General features: G+C 67.8%; 15 protein-coding genes. 12 read left to right on the forward strand and 3 right to left on the reverse strand.

The features are described from left to right. Positions 1-55: 55 nt before the first annotated feature. The 4 genes from ABIB15_RS07155 to hemW all read left to right on the forward strand — a co-directional run bounded on the left by ABIB15_RS07155 (position 56) and on the right by hemW (position 5045). Complete coding sequence (locus ABIB15_RS07155) at positions 56-1204, forward strand: pyridoxal phosphate-dependent aminotransferase (protein ID WP_354476420.1); 1149 nt, start codon at positions 56-58, stop codon at positions 1202-1204. A 106-nt stretch (positions 1205-1310) separates the two neighbouring features. Further along, the gene (gene lepA / locus ABIB15_RS07160) at positions 1311-3158 is read left to right on the forward strand and encodes a translation elongation factor 4 (RefSeq protein ID WP_354476601.1); all 1848 of its coding nucleotides are present in this window, start codon (positions 1311-1313) and stop codon (positions 3156-3158) included. Between the two features lies 1 nt (position 3159). Next, entirely contained in the window at positions 3160-3819 is a 660-nt protein-coding gene (locus ABIB15_RS07165; RefSeq protein WP_354476422.1) for a DUF1990 domain-containing protein, read from the forward strand. Further along, positions 3819-5045 (forward strand): radical SAM family heme chaperone HemW, encoded by a 1227-nt coding sequence (hemW, locus tag ABIB15_RS07170; protein WP_354476424.1) that lies wholly within the window; start codon positions 3819-3821, stop codon positions 5043-5045. Before ABIB15_RS07165 ends, hemW begins: the two co-directional genes overlap by 1 nt. A 7-nt stretch (positions 5046-5052) precedes the next feature. On the opposite strand, the gene ABIB15_RS07175 is transcribed toward hemW, so the two are convergent. Both ABIB15_RS07175 and ABIB15_RS07180 read right to left on the reverse strand, forming a co-directional pair. Then, positions 5053-5424 carry a DUF4870 domain-containing protein gene (locus tag ABIB15_RS07175; protein WP_354476426.1) on the reverse strand — a complete coding sequence of 124 codons (372 nt, stop codon included), beginning with the start codon at positions 5422-5424 and terminating at the stop codon, positions 5053-5055. A 78-nt stretch (positions 5425-5502) separates the two neighbouring features. After that, positions 5503-5865, reverse strand: coding sequence for a DUF4870 domain-containing protein (locus ABIB15_RS07180; RefSeq protein ID WP_354476428.1), 363 nt, complete (start codon positions 5863-5865; stop codon positions 5503-5505). A 137-nt stretch (positions 5866-6002) separates the two neighbouring features. Between ABIB15_RS07180 and hrcA the strand changes: the two genes are divergently transcribed. The 8 genes from hrcA to era all read left to right on the forward strand — a co-directional run bounded on the left by hrcA (position 6003) and on the right by era (position 13777). Further along, on the forward strand, positions 6003-7046 hold the full coding sequence (hrcA, locus tag ABIB15_RS07185) for a heat-inducible transcriptional repressor HrcA (protein ID WP_354476430.1): 1044 nt from the start codon (positions 6003-6005) through the stop codon (positions 7044-7046). Between the two features lie 63 nt (positions 7047-7109). Next, a complete protein-coding gene (gene dnaJ, locus ABIB15_RS07190; RefSeq protein WP_354476432.1) occupies positions 7110-8216 on the forward strand; it encodes a molecular chaperone DnaJ in 1107 nt (368 codons plus the stop codon). 540 nt (positions 8217-8756) lie between these two features. After that, positions 8757-9485 (forward strand): 16S rRNA (uracil(1498)-N(3))-methyltransferase, encoded by a 729-nt coding sequence (locus tag ABIB15_RS07195; RefSeq protein WP_354476434.1) that lies wholly within the window; start codon positions 8757-8759, stop codon positions 9483-9485. Positions 9486-9634: 149 nt separating this feature from the next. After that, complete coding sequence (locus ABIB15_RS07200) at positions 9635-9991, forward strand: histidine triad nucleotide-binding protein (RefSeq protein ID WP_354476436.1); 357 nt, start codon at positions 9635-9637, stop codon at positions 9989-9991. Next, the gene (locus ABIB15_RS07205) at positions 9978-11093 is read left to right on the forward strand and encodes a PhoH family protein (protein ID WP_502908920.1); all 1116 of its coding nucleotides are present in this window, start codon (positions 9978-9980) and stop codon (positions 11091-11093) included. Before ABIB15_RS07200 ends, ABIB15_RS07205 begins: the two co-directional genes overlap by 14 nt. Then, positions 11094-11558 carry an rRNA maturation RNase YbeY gene (ybeY, locus tag ABIB15_RS07210; protein WP_354476438.1) on the forward strand — a complete coding sequence of 155 codons (465 nt, stop codon included), beginning with the start codon at positions 11094-11096 and terminating at the stop codon, positions 11556-11558. It begins immediately after the preceding gene. Between the two features lie 7 nt (positions 11559-11565). Further along, positions 11566-12885, forward strand: coding sequence for a hemolysin family protein (locus ABIB15_RS07215; protein ID WP_502908923.1), 1320 nt, complete (start codon positions 11566-11568; stop codon positions 12883-12885). Further along, complete coding sequence (gene era, locus ABIB15_RS07220) at positions 12875-13777, forward strand: GTPase Era (protein WP_354476442.1); 903 nt, start codon at positions 12875-12877, stop codon at positions 13775-13777. The genes ABIB15_RS07215 and era overlap by 11 nt, the downstream gene beginning before the upstream one ends. Positions 13778-13814: 37 nt before the next feature. On the opposite strand, the gene ABIB15_RS07225 is transcribed toward era, so the two are convergent. Continuing rightward, on the reverse strand, positions 13815-14444 hold the full coding sequence (locus ABIB15_RS07225) for a hypothetical protein (RefSeq protein WP_354476444.1): 630 nt from the start codon (positions 14442-14444) through the stop codon (positions 13815-13817). Positions 14445-14744 lie beyond the last annotated feature (300 nt).

Here is a 14744-nt window from a genome sequence, read left to right on the forward strand (position 1 = left end):
ATGCTAGCCGCGGCGGCTCAGCGCCGACCCAGTGCGTGCGCGATAGCGTGACACCATGCCCTCCCTGTCGCCCCACATCGCCTCGGTGCCGCCCTCCGGCATCCGCCGCATCTACGAGCTCGCATCGCAGCTCGACGGGGTGATCTCGCTCGGCATTGGCGAGCCCGACCTCCCCGTGGCCGAGCACATCCTCAGCGTCGGCGCGCAGGGCTGGATCGACGATTTCACCGACTACACGGCAAACGCCGGGATCACGCCGTTGCGGGAGGCGATCAAGGCGAAGCTCGCGCGGGAGAACTCGATGCACGTCGACGTCGAGCAGGTCTGGGTCACCGTCGGTGCGACCCAGGCGCTGCACCAGGCGATGGCGCTGCTGCTCGGCGCCGGCGACGAGATCCTCATCCCCGACCCCGGCTACACCACATTCTCGATGAGCCCGCGGCTGCTCGGCGCCGTGCCCGTTCCCTACCCGTTGCGACCCGAGCACGACTTCGCGCCGAACATCGAGGAACTCGAGCGTCTCATCACCGACCGCACCAGGGTGTTGCTCGTCAACTCCCCGTCGAACCCCCTCGGCACGGTGCTCGCCGAGGAGCAGCTGCGCGAACTGCTGGTGTTCGCCCGGCGGCACGACCTGTGGGTGCTCAGCGACGAGGTCTACGAGTACTTCACCTACGGCATCCGGCACACGAGCATCGCGAGTCTTGACACCGATGACCGCGTGTTCTCGGCCTTCTCACTCTCGAAGACCTACGCGATCACGGGCGCCCGGGTCGGCTATCTCGTCACCCCTCCTGGTCTCGCGCCCACCATGCGCACCGTGCAGGAGACGACGATCAGCTGCGTCAATGCGCCGGCCCAGCTCGCGGCGATCGCGGCCATCGTCGGTGATCACCAGCACGTCGCCGATGCGCGGGAGCACTACCGGTCCAACCTCGCCACCGCATGCGAGCTGCTCGACGCCCGCGGGATCGGCTACCTCCGGCCCAATGGGGCCTTCTACCTCTGGGTCGACGTGTCTCACGTCTCTGGCGGGGATGTCGCGGGCTGGGCCGAGCGGTTCCTGTTGAAAGAGCGCGTCGCGGTGGCGCCGGGCAGCGCGTTCGGACGGATGGGCGAGGGCTGGATCCGGATCTGCGTCGCGGCCCAGCCGGCCGACCTCATCGAGGGCCTCGGCCGGCTCCCGGCGCCGTCCTCGCAATGACGGGACTGGACCGGGCGAGGTGCCGAACCGGGGCGCCGGATCGACCCCGCCTCGACGCATGGGAGAATTGGTCGACCCCGACCCGCCCGCATCACCAGAGGACCGCGTGAGCCCCATAGCAACGAAGGCGCTTGAGCCCGCGTCGACCGACCCCGCGTTCATTCGCAACTTCTGCATCATCGCGCACATCGACCACGGCAAGTCGACCCTCGCCGACCGGATGCTGTCGATCACCGGTGTCGTCAACGACCGGAACATGCGCGCCCAGTACCTCGACCGCATGGACATCGAACGCGAGCGCGGCATCACCATCAAGAGCCAGGCTGTGCGGATGCCCTGGCAGCTCGAGGGCCAGAACTACGCCCTCAACATGATCGACACGCCCGGGCACGTCGACTTCACCTACGAGGTGTCACGCAGCCTCGCTGCGTGCGAGGGCGCTCTGCTTCTCGTCGACGCCGCGCAGGGCATCGAGGCGCAGACGCTCGCGAACCTGTACCTCGCGCTCGACAACGACCTCACGATCATCCCCGTGCTCAACAAGATCGACCTTCCCGCTGCCGACCCCGAGAAGTATGCGAAGGAACTCGCGAGCCTGATCGGCGGCTCCCCAGACGACGTGCTGCGGGTCAGTGGCAAGACCGGCTTCGGCGTCGAGGCGCTCCTCGACCGTCTCACCCAGTTGATCCCCGCGCCGGTCGGCGACCCGGATGCTGCGGCCAGAGCCATGATCTTCGACTCTGTGTACGACTCCTACCGCGGCGTCATCACCTACGTGCGGATGATCGACGGGCACCTCGCTCCTCGCGAGCGAATCCAGATGATGTCCACCAGGGCTGTGCACGAGATTCTCGAGATCGGGGTGAGCTCGCCCGAGCCGACCCCGAGCAAGGGCCTCGGCGTCGGCGAGGTCGGCTACCTGATCACCGGGGTGAAGGACGTGCGGCTGTCCAAGGTCGGTGACACGGTCACCACGGCGTTGCGCCCGGCCACGGTCGCCCTGCCCGGCTACACCGAGCCGCTGCCGATGGTGTTCTCCGGCCTCTACCCGATCGACGGGTCCGACTATCCCGCGCTGCGCGACGCCCTCGACAAGCTCAAGCTGTCCGACGCCTCGCTCGTCTACGAGCCCGAAACCTCCGTCGCGCTCGGCTTCGGATTCCGCTGCGGGTTCCTTGGCCTGCTGCACCTCGAAATCATCACCGAGCGGCTCGAACGGGAGTTCGGCCTCGACCTCATCGCCACCGCCCCGTCGGTGATCTACGAGGTGACGACCGACGACAAGAAGACCGTCACGGTGACGAACCCGAGCGAGTTCCCCGGCGGCAAGATCGCCTCCGTACGGGAGCCGATGGTCAAGGCCGCAGTGCTTGCCCCGAAGGACTTCGTCGGCGTGATCATGGAGCTGTGCCAGAGCCGCCGTGGCACCCTGCTCGGCATGGAGTACCTCGGCGAGGACCGCGTCGAGATCCGCTACAACATGCCACTGGCCGAGATCGTCTTCGACTTCTTCGACAACCTCAAGTCCAAGACCGCCGGCTACGCCTCGCTCGACTACGAGCCCATCGGCGACCAGGAGGCCGACCTCGTCAAGGTCGACATCCTGCTCCAGGGCGAGCAGGTCGATGCGTTCTCCACCATCGTGCACCGCGACAAGGCCTACGACTACGGCGTGCTGATGACCGGCCGGCTGCGCAAGCTCATCCCACGCCAACAGTTCGAGGTTCCCATTCAGGCGGCGATCGGCGCGAAGATCATCGCCCGCGAGTCGATCAGTGCGATCCGCAAGGACGTCCTCGCCAAGTGCTACGGCGGCGATATCACCCGCAAGCGCAAGCTCCTCGAGAAGCAAAAAGAGGGCAAGAAGCGCATGAAGATGGTCGGGCGGGTCGAGGTGCCGCAGGAGGCGTTCATCGCGGCGCTGTCTGGCGACGTTGAGAAGAAGGCGAAGTAATATGCCCGGCACCCTCCCGCTCTGGCAGCAGGCCGTCACCTACGGCGCGATCGGCGGCACGAAGGCGCGCGACATCGTCGCCTACCCTCCGGCGGGCTACCGGCCGATGGTGCGCCGCGCGCGCATCGGCCACGGTGAGAACCGGTTCGTCTGGGCGAGCGCGAGCACGATGACCTGGGGCATCCAACGGCGCAGCGGCTTCGACGTGCACGTCGAGGAGGCGCCAGCCGCCGTCACCGACACGACCTATGTCCCGGTGAGCTTCGACGAATCCGGGGCGCCGATCGAGGCGGCCACGGTGTCCGACGGCGACGTGCACACCTACGGCACCGACGGCTCTTCCTTCATTGTCCCCGGCGACTCCGCGACGCTCACGATCAGGTTCCTGAGAATCCCGGTCACTGCGGCAGTGCGCGTCGTCTACGTCGTCGACGAGCCGAACCGAAAGGGCTTCGCGTACGGCACGCTCGCGGGACATCCGGAGTCCGGCGAGGAGTCCTTTATCGTCGACCGCACCGACGACGGCTCGGTGTGGCTCACCATCACCTCGTTCTCCCGTCCGAGCACGTGGTACTGGTGGGCACTCTACGCGCCACTTCGCGCCGCGCAGGCCTATTACCTTCGCCGCTACCTCAGGGTGCTCAGCGGCTCCACAGACTAGTGCCCGGCGCCCTGCCGATCGGCGATCCCGCGCCGCGCGACGGATCCCTGCCGGCCTCTGTGCGCGCGGGACAGGCGCAGCGGCAGTTCGGCGTCTACCTGCACGTACCCTTCTGCAAGGTGCGCTGCGGCTACTGCGACTTCAACACCTACACCGCTGACGAGCTGCGCGGGGCGCGGCGGTCGGACTACGCCGGCCAGGCCGTCGCTGAGGCAGAGTTCGCCAGCACAGTGCTCCAGCGGGCGGGCCTCGCACCCCGCGCCGCCTCGACCGTCTTCTTCGGGGGAGGGACCCCGACGATGCTGCCGGTCGGCGACCTCGTCATGATGCTCGACGCCGTGCGCCGCACCTGGGGGCTCGGGGCGGACGCCGAGGTGACGACCGAGGCGAACCCGGACTCGGTGGATGCCGCCTACCTGCGCGCGCTCGCCCGGGCAGGCTTCACCCGTGTGTCGTTCGGTATGCAGTCGGCTGTTCCCCGGGTGCTCCAGACCCTCGAGCGCACCCACGACCCCGATCGCATCCCGCTCGTGGTGAAGTGGGCTCGCGAGGCCGGGCTGGGGGTCAGCCTCGACTTGATCTACGGAACGCCCGGGGAGACCGCCGCCGACTGGCGGGTCTCGCTCGACAGCGCGATCGCGCAGGAACCGGACCACATCTCGACCTACTCGCTCATCGTCGAGGACGGCACCAAACTCGCACGGCAGATCCGCCGGGGCGAGGTCGCCGTGCCGGACGAGGACCTCCAGGCCGACCTGTACGAGCTCGCCGACGGGATGCTGTCGGCCGCCGGCTACGGCTGGTACGAGGTGAGCAACTGGGCACGGGGTGACGAGCACCACTCGCGGCACAATCTCGCCTATTGGCAGGGCCACGACTGGTGGGGGATCGGGCCCGGCGCCCATAGCCACGTCGGCGGGGTGCGGTGGTGGAACGTCAAGCATCCTGCCGCCTATGCCGAGCGGATGGCAGCGGGCCACTCGCCTGCCGCCGGCCGAGAGGAGCTCGACGAGACGACCCGCGGCATCGAACAGATCCTGTTGCTCACGCGCATCCGTGACGGGCTCGGCGTCACCGACCTGGCGCCCGCCGCGCGCACGGCTGTCGCCGGGCTCATCGCCGACGGTCTCGTCGACGGGGCGGCCGCGATTCGCGGGTCGATCCAGCTGACCCTGCGCGGTCGCCTGCTTGCCGACGCCGTCGTGCGCCGACTCGTCGGCGACTGACCGGGGCTTACTTCACGAACGGGATCGTCAGCGGATAGCTGTAGTACTGGCCGTTGTTGGACGCGACGGCCGCGATGATGCTGAAGACCAGAACGGCGATGCTCACCGCGCCGAGCACCAGAAACCCGACGAGCACGAAAACCAGCACGCTGCCGACGGCCGCGGCAATCAGCATCGTCAGCTGGAAGTTCAGTGCCGTCACGCTGTGCGCGCGGATGAACGGACCGCGGTCCTTGAAGACGAGGAACACGATGAGGGCGGGAATCACGCTGAAGAAGATCCCGCCGATGTGGGTCAGGGTCGCGTACAGCTTCTCGTCGTTCGGGCTAAGCGGCTGCGGCGCGCCGGAGTAGGCGTTCTGAGGGGTGTCGCTGGACATGAGGGCTCCCTTGAGTTGTTAGTCAACATTAAATCAATAAGCCCGGCAGAACACCCCCTGCCCAGCGAAAACCCGCTGTCACTTGATCAGGCGCAGGGCGAAGGGATAGCGGTAGCCGATTCCGTCCTTGGCCTTCAGATAGCCGAGGATCGAGAAGACGACTCGTGCCGCGTACACGGCGGGGACGATGACGAAGCCGATCAGCACCGCCATCAGCATGTACCCGATGAGCTCGGCGATGGCCGCCGTGATCTGGAAGTTCAGCGCCTCCTTGCCCTCGGCGTTGGTGAACGATCCGCGATCCTTGAACACGAGCCAGATGATGAGGGACGGGAGGATGCCGAGGACGCCGCCGAGGTGTGCGAACGACCCCCACTGGACATCTTCACTCGGGGTCAGCGGGGCAGGTGGCTGCGGGGCGCTTTGGCTGGGGTTGGTCATGGGGGCCTTTCTGAGTGTGGGTGCAGGGCACACGCTACTGCCCGGTATCGGCTGCGTGCAATGCGTGCCGCGCCGTGTCGCGGGATACAATTGGCAGTCACGTTGTGTGAGTGCCAAGACGGAAGGGCAGGTGGAGCATGGTCTCTGACCGCAGCCTTGAGGTGCTCCGCGTCATCGTGCAGGACTACATCGCCTCGCGGGAACCCGTCGGGTCCCGCTCGATCGTCGAGCGCTACTCCTTCGGGGTGTCCGCCGCCACGATTCGCAATGACATGGCCATCCTCGAAGAGGAGGAGCTCATCGTCGCGCCGCACACCTCGTCGGGTCGCGTCCCGACCGACAAGGGGTACCGCGTGTTCGTCGACCAGCTCACTGACCTCCGACCGCTGACAAGCGCGCAACGCCAGGCGATCGAAACCTTCCTGGGGCAGTCGACCGACCTCGACGAGGTGCTCGCGCGCACCGTGCGCCTGCTCTCGCAGCTCACCCACCAGGTCGCGCTCGTGCAGTACCCGACGCTCGGGCACTCCCGCATCCGCCACCTCGAGCTCGTTCCGCTCTCAAGCACCCGCGTGATGATTGTGCTCATCACCGATACCGGCCGAGTGGACCAGCGCATCATCGAGGTCAGCGACAGCCCGGTGGACGACACCTTCCTCGCCGAGCTGCGCGCCCGGCTCAACTCGGCGCTCGGCGGACTGGGCCTCACCGGCGCCGCAGCTGCGCTGGCGACGTTCGGGGACCAGTTCGCGCCCACCCGGGCATCCGTCGTCGCCCCGATCGTCTCGAGCCTCATGGAACTCGTCGTCGCTGGGCGGCAGGACAAGCTGCTGATGGCGGGCGCCGCGAACCTCGCGCGCACCGAGGAAGATTTCAGCGGCAGCATTTACCCTGTGCTGGAGGCCATCGAGGAGCAGGTGACGCTGCTCCGACTGTTCGGAGAGATGGCTCCCGGCCCGGACGGCTTCTCGGTGAGCATCGGACGGGAGAACGCCTCGTTCGGCCTGGGGGAGACCTCGGTGCTCACCAGCGGGTACACCGCATCGGGCGGCGACCTTGCGAGGCTCGGCGTTCTCGGGCCAACCCGAATGGACTATTCGAACAACATGGCGGCTGTACGGGCCGTCGCACGCTACCTGTCTCGCCTGCTCGGCGACGACCACAACGACGACGGGCGCTGATCGGGCGCTGCCCCGGCAGACCTCCCGTTCACGGCATCCGACAGCAATCCAGAGGGAAATCAATTGGTAGACCATTACGAGACGCTCGGTGTCTCCCGCGAGGCGACATCCGACGAGATCAAGAAGGCGTACCGCCGCCTCGCCCGCCAGCTGCACCCCGACGTCAACCCGGGGGCCGACGCGTCGGAGAAGTTCAAGTCGGTCACGCACGCCTATGACGTGCTGTCCGACGCCAAATCGCGCCAGCAATACGATCTCGGCCCGCAGCCGAGCTTCGGCGGACAGAACTTCGGCGGCTTCGGCGACATCTTCGAGACCTTCTTCGGCGGGGGAGCCGGCGGTGGCCGGTCCGGGCCGCGCAGCCGGCGCGAGCGGGGGCAGGACGCCCTCATCCGCGTGGAGGTCGACCTCGAGGAGATCATCTTCGGCACCGCCCGCGACCTCGAGGTCGACACCGCGATCCTCTGCGAGAGCTGCCAGGGCTCGTGCGCTGCGCCCGGCACGCACGCCGTGACATGCGACATCTGCCGCGGAACCGGTCACATCCAGCGCGCCGTGCGCAGCCTGCTCGGCAACGTGATGACGTCGAGCCCCTGCGGAACCTGCCGCGGCTACGGCACGATCATCCCGAACCCGTGCCCGACCTGTCAGGGCCAGGGCCGCGTTCGCGCGCGCCGCAAGATCCCGGTCGACATCCCCGCGGGAGTCGATACCGGGTTGCGCCTGCAGATGCCGTCTCAGGGCGAGGTCGGTCCGGCCGGCGGGCCCAACGGCGACCTCTACCTCGAGATCAAGGTGCGCCACCATGAGGTCTTCAGCCGCAACGGCGACGACCTGCTCGCGACGCTCGAGTTGCAGATGACCGACGCGATCCTCGGGACGACAACGACGTTGGGGGCGCTCGACGGCGCCGTCGAGCTCGACATCAAGCCGGGAACCCAGAACGCCGAGATCATCACGATCAAGGACCGTGGGATCACTCGGCTGCGCGGCGCCGGTCGCGGCGACCTCAAAATCGGCATCCAGGTCACGACGCCGACGAAGCTGAGCCACAAGGAGCAAGAGGTCATCAAGCAGTTCGCGCGTTCCCGCAAGACGCACCCGCCGACTCTGACCCAGTTCCAGCAGGGACTCTTCCAGAAGCTGCGCGACCGCTTCCTGAACCTGTAGAGGCGTCTTCCTCCCGCGCGGCCCGTCGGCGTGCGGTGGAGTCTCGCGCCGTCCCCGGTCGCAGCTTGCCGCTTCCGGTCTCCCCGCCGGCGACCAGCCGCCCCTCCGCGTCGGAAATTCAGGAAACGCGCACGCTTGGGGGCCATCCGCGTGGCGTTCCCTGGCTCAGGGGTGACGGATTCCTGAATTTCCGACACAAGGCGAGCGCGGTCGCCCTCAGCGGGTCGACTCCGCGATGCGGCAACCGCCGATTTGGCGCACCCGCCGAAGATCGGCGGTCAACGCGGACCGGTCCCCGACCGGTGGCTCGAGGCTCCGACCTTCGACGAGCTCCCCGCCCCGATTGTCGGAAATTCAGGAAATTTGCACGCACGCTGGAGTTCCGGGCAGCATCCACAGTGTGCGCCCGGGCGAGTGGTTGACCGATTCCTGAATTTCCGACATCAGCGGTGCACGGGCACTGCGGCACCCCGGGGACGGTGGCCAGTCGAGCCGGTATTCCGGTGCCCGGCACCGTCGCGGATCTGCAAGGCTGGCGGGATGGCGCACTTCTACCTCAGCGAGGACACCACTCAGGCCACCGCCGGCGACCGCATCACGATCGTCGGGGCCGAGGCTCGGCACGCCGTGACGGTCAGCCGCGTGCAGGTCGGTGACCGGCTGGTCGTCGGCAACGGCGCGGGTCTGGTCGCCCACGGCACAGTTGTCACCGCGGACCCGGGCGAGCTCACGTTGACCGTGGACGAGGTCACCACGACTCCTCCCGCGCAGCCGGCCGTGTTTCTTGCCCAGGCCCTCGCGAAGGGCGACCGCGACGAGTACGCGGTGCAGGCCGCAAGCGAGCTCGGCGTCGACGGGGTGATCCCGTGGTCCGCACAGCGCTCGATCGTCAGGTGGGAGGGCCCGAAGGTCAAGAAGGGCCACGAGCGCTGGTCGGCGATCGTGCGCGAGGCCACCAAGCAGTCGATGCGCCCGTGGCTTCCGGATGTCGCGCCGCTCGTGTCGACCAAGCAGCTCGCCCAGCTCGCCGGCTCGACGCGGATGCTGGTGCTCGAGCCCACCGCGCAACTGCGCCTGAGCGACGTCCGTCCCGACGAGCGCGACATCGTGCTCGTCGTCGGCCCGGAGGGCGGGATCGCCCCGGGCGAGCTCGCGCACCTCACCGCCGGCGGAGCGGAACCGGTGCGGCTCGGCGACACCGTGTTGCGCACGAGTACCGCCGGGCCTGCGGCAATCGCCGTGCTGAACGTTTCGCTGGGCCGCTGGTAGCGGCGCGTTTCACCGCGTTGCCCGTCGATGTCCCTTCGTGTAACTCGGAGGCGACAGAACTGGGCGGGTCGAGGCCGGCCAATGAGCCCGCCGCACACCGATTCGTCCACCCGGACCGTTCACAGACCTTCACCGCTTAAGCTAGAGGCATGTCAGAAGCCGGCCCGTCGATCTTCACCCGCATTGTCGCGCGCGAGATCCCGGCCGACATCGTGTTCGAAAGCGACTCGATGATCGCGTTCCGCGACATCGCTCCGAAGGCGCCGGTGCACCTGCTGGTCGTTCCGAAGACTGATGAGTTCGCAAATGTGGTGGAACTGGCGGCGGGCGACCCCGCCCTGCTCGCCGAGGTCGTCGCCACGGCGCATCGCCTGGCGCAGGAATTTTCCAACGGGGAGTTCCGGTTGATCTTCAACACCGGCCCCAGCAGCGGCCAAACCGTATTTCATGTTCACGCCCACGTCTTGAGCGGGGCACTCGAGGAAGGCTCCCTTGGCAGGCAGTGACAGCATCGGCGGCGCCGCGCCCAGCGGTGGCGCCCCCCACAGCGTCAGGATGCAGGTCGACGGAGTCGCCATGGTGCGATTGCTCGGTCCGCAGGACCGCTTCCTGAAGACAGTCGAGAAGGAGCATCCGAGCGTCGACGTCCTCGTCCGCGGCAACGAGATCACCCTCTCGGGAGAGCCCGTGGATGTGCGTGCGGCAGAACGACTCGTCGAGGAGCTCCTGCTCATGGTCCGCGGCGACCGGGAGCTGGGCGACGACGAGGTGGCCACCTCCGCGCGGATGCTGCAACGCGACCAGAACTCCAGCCCGGCCGAACTGCTCAGCCAGGCCATCCTGACCGGGCGTGGCCGCAGCATCCGTCCGAAGACGCTCGGCCAGAAGATGTACGTCGATGCGATCGACCAGCACACGATCGTGTTCGGAATCGGGCCTGCCGGAACGGGCAAGACATACCTCGCCATGGCGAAGGCCGTTCAGGCGCTGCAGCGCAAGGAGGTCGAGCGGATCATCCTGACCCGCCCGGCCGTCGAGGCGGGCGAACGCCTCGGCTACCTGCCCGGTACCCTGACCGACAAGATCGACCCGTACCTGCGCCCGCTCTACGACGCGCTCAACGAGATGATGGACCCGGAGATCGTGCCGAAGCTGCTCGCGGCCGGCACGATCGAGGTCGCGCCGCTCGCCTACATGCGCGGGCGCACCCTCAACAACTCCTTCATCGTGCTCGACGAGGCTCAGAACACCACGCCGGAGCAGATGAAGATGTTCCTCACCCGGCTCGGGCACGGCTCGCGCATCGTCGTCACCGGCGACGTGACCCAAGTCGACCTGCCGAGCGGCGCGAGCGGACTGCAGCTCGTGACTCGCGTGCTCAGCGAGGTCGATGATATACATTTCGCCCGGCTCACAAGCGAGGATGTCGTGCGCCACAGCCTCGTCGGCCGCATCGTCGACGCCTACACGAAGTACGACGCCGAGCGGCAGGCGCAGCGCTTTGAACGCGAGCAGGCCGCCGAGTTCGCCAACCGTGCCGACCGCAGGGCCGGCGACCGTGGCGGACGAGAATCACAAGACAGACGAACCAAGGGATGGCGCCGCTAGATGTCGATCGAGATCAACAACGAATCGGGCGTCGACGTCGACGAGGCCGCGCTCCAGCGCCTCGCGACGTTTGCGCTCGACCAGCTCCACGTGCATCCCGACGCGGAACTGGCGATCCTCGTCGTGGACGAGGCCGCGATGGAGCAGCTTCACCTGCAGTGGATGGACGAGCCGGGCCCGACCGACGTGCTGAGCTTTCCGATGGACGAGCTGCGCCCCGGCACCGACGAGTTCCAGACCCCTGCCGGCCTCCTCGGCGACATCGTGCTCTGCCCGCAGGTAGCGATCGCGCAAGCGGAGACCGCCGGGCACAGCCCGATGGACGAGATGCTCATGCTCACGACGCACGGCCTGCTCCACCTGCTCGGCTTCGACCACGCCGAGCCGGACGAGGAAAAGGAGATGTTCGGGATCCAGCGCGAAATCCTCGCCGGCTTCTCCGTCGACGAACGACGATCGAGGTAGCCGCGTGATCGCTGCCTTCATCAGCATCGCCACCGTGCTGGTGATCCTCGGTGGGCTCCTCGCCGCGGCGGATGCTGCCCTCTCGGTGACGTCGAGGGCGGACCTGCTCGATATCGCCCAGTCCGCGAAGGCCCGCGGCTCGCTCCTCGGCATCGCGGCGGATGTCACCGCGCACGTCAACGCCATCAATTTCACCCGAGTCGTCGCCGAGACCACGGCAGCGGTTCTCGTGACCCTCTCGTTCGCTTCGCTTCTCGAGGAGCTGTGGGTTGCCCTGCTGGTGTCGGCGGCCACGATGACCCTCGCGTCATTCGTTCTCGTAGGATCGAGCCCGCGCAGCGTCGGCCGGGAGCACTCCACCCGCATCCTCCGCCTGTCGGCGCCCGTCATTCGCGCCAACCGACTGGCGCTCGGGCCCATCGCCGACGCGCTCGTTGCGATCGGCAACCGGGTCACGCCGGGCCGGCCGAAGACGACGTCGTTCTCGTCCGAGGAGCAGCTGCTCAGCATGGTCGACGAGGCGACCGAGCTCGAGGTGCTCGAGGAGGAGGACCGCGAGCTCATCCACTCGATCTTCGAGTTCAGCGACACTGTCGTTCGGGAGGTCATGATTCCGCGCACCGACATGATCACCGTCGACGGGGACGCGAGCATCGGGTCGGCGATGGGCCTGTTCCTCAGCCGGGGGACCTCCCGGATGCCCGTAATCGGCGAGGACATCGACGAGGTCCTCGGCATCCTGTATCTGCGCGACATCGCCAGGCTGAGCTACGAGAAGCCGCTCGGAGCCGGATCGATCACGGTCACCGAACTCGCCCGCCCCGCAATGTTCGTGCCGGAGTCGAAGAAGGCCGACGACATGCTCCGGCAAATGCAGCTCGAGTCGAACCACCTCGCAATGGTCGTCGACGAATACGGCGGCATCGCCGGGCTCGTGACGATGGAGGACCTCATCGAGGAGCTCGTGGGCGACATCTCGGACGAGTACGACCGCGAGGTCGCCCTGATCGAGGACCTCGGCGACGGCCGCTACCGCGTGAGCGCCCGGCTGCCCGTCGACGAGCTCGGCGAGCTCTTCCAGATCGAACTCGACGACGACGACGTCGACTCGGTGGGCGGGCTGCTCACCAAGGCTCTCGGCCGGCTTCCGCTCTCCGGCTCGCGGGCGGCCTACTCGGGGCTGATCCTGGTCGCCGAGCGCACCGAGGGACGCCGCAAGCGGCTGAGCACGGTGCTCGTCGAGCGAGACCAGGCCCTCATCGACGCACAGGCCGCATTCGGCGCACCATCCAACCGCAAGAACGACGGAGACGACAATGACGACTGACAACAGCGAGTTCCGTGCGGGGTTCGTCTCGTTCGTCGGACGCCCGAATGTCGGGAAGTCGACCCTGACGAACGCGCTGGTCGGCGAGAAGGTCGCGATCACGAGTTCGAAGCCGCAGACGACGCGGCGGGCGATCCGCGGCATCGCGCACCAGGCATCCGGCCAGCTCATCCTCGTCGACACGCCAGGGATGCACCGCCCCCGCACGCTGCTCGGCGAGCGGCTCAACGCGATCGTGCAGACGACGCTGGGAGACGTCGACGTGATCGGGTTCTGCGTTCCCGCGAACGAGAAGATCGGGCCGGGCGACCGGTACATCAACGAGCAGCTCGACGCGTTCCCGCGGGCGAAGAAGGTCGCAATCGTCACCAAGATCGACGCCGCGTCGCGCCCGGCCGTCGCCGCGCAGCTGCTCGCGGTGCAGGGGATGCGCGAGTGGGACGCGATCATCCCGATCTCCGCGACGAGCGGCATCCAGCTGGATACGCTCGCGACCGAGCTGATCAAGATGCTCCCGCTCTCGCAGGCACTGTACCCCGCCGACGCCGTCACGGAGGAGGTACTTGCGGACCGCATTAGTGAGCTCATCCGCGAGGCGGTTCTCGAGGGGGTCGAGGACGAACTGCCGCACTCGATCGCGGTGACCCTCGACGACATGATCGAGCGCGACGACAAGGACCTCATCGAGATCTACGCCAACCTCTTCGTCGAGCGGGACAGCCAGAAGGGCATCATCATCGGCCACCAGGGGTCGAGGCTCGCGGATGTCGGTGCGCGCGCCCGCGCGCAGATCGAGCCGCTCGTGGGCAAGCAGGTTTTCCTTTCGCTGCGGGTGAAGGTCGCGAAGGAGTGGCAGCGCGACCCGAAGCAGCTCGGCCGGCTCGGGTTCTAGTCCGGCCGGGGCCTCTGGCGGCGCGGCTCGGCGACCTCTACGGCGACCCGACGTCGCGGAGCGCCGTTCGAACCGCGACGACCTCCGCGCCGTAGACCTCGTCCATGTACTGCTGGATCTGGCCGTCGTCGTAGATCACATCCACGAAGACGTACCCGTTCGAGGGGTAGAAGCCGAGAACGTCGACAGCGCCGTGCAGAGCCTCCTGGATCGCGAGGAATTCTTCCTCGTCCGCGGCGCCGGCATTGGCCGGGTCCTCGCGCGGGTCGACATTGGCGATCGGGTCGTACAGCGCGAGCATGAGCGGGGGCTGGGTCACCGTGAACGTCGTCCCGTCCCAGGTGCCCTGTACCGCGTACGAGCCCCAGGTGACATCGCTGGCGCTCTCCTCACCGTCGACGGCCGCCCAGTCCCAGCCGGAGATCGTCGGACCGCCGCACTGAGGGGGATATGAGTCCGCCACCGCGCCGAGGCACAGCTGCGGGTCTTCCCCGAGCTTCTGTAGCACCGTGGCGGTGCCGAGCACCTCGCCGTCCGCGGCGATGGCGGACGGCGGCCCCGCGATCGAGGGTGACTGGCCGGGCACCTGGGAGTCGGCGCACCCGGCGAGCACCGTGAGGAGGAGCACGACCGTGGCGGCCCGCCCAGAGTTCCTGAGGCTCGTCATGCTGCCAGTGTGGGCGCGAACCCGGTGGCCCGCTACCCAACGTTTCCGGTCCGTCGAGCGTCCCCGCCGTCGGAAATTCAGGAAGTGCGCACACAAACCGTGCGGTTGGCGTCTCGTCGCGAGCGTGAGCGTGCCGTGTTCCTGAGTTTCCGACGCAGCGCCGGGTGGCGGGTGGATACGCCGACCGCACGCGCAGCGTCCCTGCCGTCGGAAACTCAGGAAGTGCGCACACAAACCGGGTGGTTTGCGGGCCGGCGCGCGCGCGTGCGTGCCGTGTTCCTGAGTTTCCGACGGGGCGGG

The sequence above is a fragment of the Marisediminicola sp. UYEF4 genome (genome assembly GCF_040546025.1).
Lineage (GTDB): Bacteria > Actinomycetota > Actinomycetes > Actinomycetales > Microbacteriaceae > Marisediminicola.